This is a genomic window from Vibrio sp. OPT46 (assembly GCF_015163535.1).
GTDB lineage: Bacteria > Pseudomonadota > Gammaproteobacteria > Enterobacterales > Vibrionaceae > Vibrio > Vibrio alginolyticus.
Genome location: NZ_JADDYG010000493.1, coordinates 1 through 226 on the forward strand (window position 1 = coordinate 1; position 226 = coordinate 226).

Here is a 226-nt window from a genome sequence, read left to right on the forward strand (position 1 = left end):
TGTGGGCGATTAGCTCAGTTGGGAGAGCACCTGCCTTACAAGCAGGGGGTCACTGGTTCGAGCCCGGTATCGCCCACCATTCTCTAAGTATTTTTGGAATAAAACGTCCAAACCAGAACAAGCAATTGATACTGGTTGGTATTTTTGACTCTGAAAGTCTTTAGAAAATGTAACTTCCTTGTGAAGCAACATAGCTCTTTAACAATTTGGAAAGCTGACAAAACAA

At 42.5% G+C, this 226-nt stretch carries 1 tRNA gene; it reads left to right on the plus strand.

From position 1 onward, the window contains the following. The first annotated feature begins 3 nt into the window (after positions 1-3). A tRNA-Val gene (locus tag IQR33_RS20745) sits at positions 4-79 on the plus strand. Positions 80-226: the final 147 nt, after the last annotated feature.